The 3,551-nt window shown below is 33.7% G+C and carries 3 protein-coding genes; all 3 read right to left on the reverse strand.

Translation table 11 applies throughout. From position 1 onward, the window contains the following. Positions 1-46: 46 nt before the first annotated feature. A complete protein-coding gene (locus RMN92_RS07050; RefSeq protein ID WP_309608757.1) occupies positions 47-676 on the reverse strand; it encodes a hypothetical protein in 630 nt (209 codons plus the stop codon). A gap of 1 nt (position 677) precedes the next feature. After that, positions 678-1,946 carry a hypothetical protein gene (locus RMN92_RS07055; RefSeq protein WP_309608758.1) on the reverse strand — a complete coding sequence of 423 codons (1,269 nt, stop codon included), beginning with the start codon at positions 1,944-1,946 and terminating at the stop codon, positions 678-680. A gap of 3 nt (positions 1,947-1,949) precedes the next feature. Then, positions 1,950-3,551, reverse strand: a 1,602-nt coding sequence (locus tag RMN92_RS07060) for a phage baseplate assembly protein V (RefSeq protein WP_309608759.1), incomplete at its 5' end; no start/stop codon positions are given.

Below are 3,551 nucleotides of genomic sequence, written 5' to 3' on the forward strand. Positions count from 1 at the left end.
TATTAAGAATTTATGTAGTTTTTATTATTTTTTTTGATTATTTAGACTAAATTATATACATAATTGGTATAATTTTCTGCGCTTTTACATCTATAACAATATTGGTTATTGTTTTTGTACCAATCTTCGAAAGTTTTTGAGCATCCCAACTTACCATCCAGAATATACCATCGTTATTTTCCTCTCTCCAAACTTTGGTGTAATTGTCTTTTAAATTAACTTTTCTACTTATTAAATAAGCTTCTACTTTTTCCCATGGATAATTTTCATAAGGTTTGTCGTAATCTACTTTTTTTGTAATCTCGCCTTTCTCGTTACTAAATACCCAAATTCCTTTTAAAAATCCACGAGGAAAGTTAATTCCCTCTCCAGCAAAAATGCCATTATTATGATATGACTCACTTAAAATAAAAACTTTATCTTTAAAATTTGTTTCTATCGTATATCCATCATCGCCTATTTTTGTTTGTTCAACTTTATTTCCACTTTTATCACTAAAACTCCACACCCCGCTTTCTTGATTTTTATTAAATAACGCTATGTCAAACTTTTTCATGATATATTTTTTTGTTATTAGTTTTTTTTCTGTTTTTTTATTTGTTTCATCTTTATCTTTTTGACCATTACAAGACATCATAATTAATAAAAATAGTAACAATAGCAGGATTTTTTTCATATTATTCAGGTTTTACTAATGAATGTTTTCTGATTAAATCCCATTGCCATTTCCAAATAGTGCGCCGAGTATCTGAATAATCCATAATATTTTCTGTCTGTTTGTATTTGAAGGTAAACTCACCAGAGGTATCGAAGGAATGATACAATCCTAAGCTATGTAAAAGTTCATGTACCAAACAAGTTGATTTTCTAGATGCAATATCAAAAACAACTGAATTGTCCGAATTGATATCATAAGCTTCGCCACCAGCGGGAGTGCCACTACTAACGCCTGATAGACCAAAAACGTAGATTATAAAGTGGTTGGGATATTTCTTTTTAAAATCATAATTTTTAAGCATATAGTTGTGTAACAAACTATGTCCTTTAGCATCTGTTCCATAAGTTATAAAACCAGTTTTAACCAATGTTTTATTGAAAGTTGCATCTTTTGATAAGTCTGCAAACTCTTCTACAACATTTGGTGTTATTAAAGCTTGTCGTAAATGTTTTTCTAATTTTGATTTTTCGCTTGTGATATCACCAATTTCGCCCTTAGGAGTACTGCGAACGTTCGTTCTAACTTTTACCAAAAGAACATTTAATTTTTTGCGGTCAATTTTTCCGTTTTTATGTACTTTAATTCTACCTACTAATTGACTATCGGCTAATACGTCAATAAATTTGTCTTGATTAAAAGTTTCAATACAAGTTATTTGTAAATAATCGGGCAATGTATGTTTGCCCTTGCTTTTTTTGCTAATTTCAGTATGATTTAGTTTAAACAATTTATCATCATATTTAAACTCAAATTTTTTTGGCGATTCTTTAATGTTCAATTTTAAACTCAATTTTGCCGTTTTTCCTTTGTAAAGAGACAGCCAAGGAATTATATAAAAATCTTTAGTAAAATTTACTTTCATAACAGTAAATTTTTGCATCAATTTTTTGTATTCTTTTTCATCGGCAACACTTGGAGTATCGTTTATTTTTTTACCAATAATTGTTTTGTACCACAAGTCCCCAGATAATCCAGTATCTGCCATTCTCATCCAGTCAAAACCAAACTCACCTGTCCAATTATTGTGTGGTCTAAATTCCACAACACATTTAGCAACAATTTCTGGTGCTGGAGGGCTTTTAGGCTTTCCAAAACTAACCCCTTTTTCTTCACCAGTTTGAATTATTTTATCTCCTGAATGAATTTCAATGTTATCATTACTGTAAACTTTATAATTACCACCAGTAATTTCTACCACATTACCTTTAACATATCTAACTCTACTCATAGTTTAAAAAAGTTTAGATTTCTCAGCAGCATTATTTTTTATTTCTTTTTTAGAGTGTTGTTCATGAGAACCTGTACTTTGAGAAGTAACTTTTCCCTCACTAATATGCGTTCGTTCTTGTTTTGTTTCAGAATGTACATCACCTTCAATATATTCAGTTAATTTACCTATAACATTCATCACACTATTTCCACCCACAAACACATTATGCATCATTCCAATAGAAGTAGATTTATCGACCCCTGCATTTTCAGAAATATTCACGCCAGCTGAAGTAGAAATGTTCATTCCTGCCGTAATGCTTATATTTTTTCCTGCATTTATTGTGAAATCATTCGGAGCATTGGCACTTATATTTCCTTTTCCATCCATCAGCCATGTATTGCCACTAGGGTCTTCAATAAACACGCTACCAATGGCGTCGTTCATTATAATTTTAGTTCCAGAACGGGTTTGTATTACTTTTTGATCGTTGCCTTCGGTATTGTATCCTGAACTTTCGTTGCCATTGTACATTGCACCCAATACAAACGGTTTTTCGGCATTGTTATTTTCAAATCCTACCAAAACTTCTTCGCCTATTTCTGGAATATAATACATTCCTTTCCCACCACCTGCGTGTGGGTTTGTCATTCGAATCCATGGCGTGTTGGCACTATTGTCTTTTTGCCACATCATTTGTACTTGCACCCTGCCCAAGCCTTTTGGATCATTGTTGTCTATGACTACCGCTGGTTGTGTGTCTGCCTGTGGAATTTGAAATACATTGCTGTATGGTGGCGACAAAATACTGTCTGGAACGGCTTCGAAAGTATTGAAGTAGCGACCAGAAATATCACAATTGTGTGTGATTTCGGTTACAATATAACTACCAAAATTTTGTTCTTTTACACCATCGGAAGCATTCCCTGTGGATGAAAATGAGGATTCTGTAATGACCAAAACATCGCCTATTCGAATGCCAGTTTCGTCACTTTCGCCTTTGGCAACCACCAAATTGGAAGTTTTAGACTGCAATTGTGTGGTCACTCTATTAACCAAATGATTTCTCGACATGCCTTCTTGCATTGGGTTACCATACAAGCTGGTAGCTGTGTTGGGATACATTTTTCTAGACGCATCATATACCGATTTTGTGTAACCTTGCGTTTGAAAATTGATTTCTTTTGAATTGGCTTTTTGAGTTTCGGCACTGCTTGGGTCGTAGCCCACATATTCAAAACCCAGTGGTTTGGCTTGTATGCCAATGCTTAGTTTGTGCAAACTGTGTCCGTACACCAAGTCGATATTTTTTGATTTTGGTCTGCCAAAAAAAGTTTGTTCACCATTATAATAAAACCATTCTCCTTTTTTCTGAGCCATTCTGGATAAAAAAGCAAAATCGCTTTCGCCATATTGAACGGTGTAAGGCAGTGAACTATCGTTTGAAAAGTCAATATTTGGTTTTAATTCTTGCTGCGGATAATTGGCTGACAACTCACGTACAATATCTGCAAAAGATTTGTCGCTAAACGATTTTGCATTGGGTGTGCCATCCATGACAATCGAAGGGCTGAAACCTTCAATTAGTATAATTCCTGAGGCTCCCGCACTACGTATCATTTC

The organism is Flavobacterium sp. (assembly GCF_031363805.1).
GTDB lineage: Bacteria > Bacteroidota > Bacteroidia > Flavobacteriales > Flavobacteriaceae > Flavobacterium.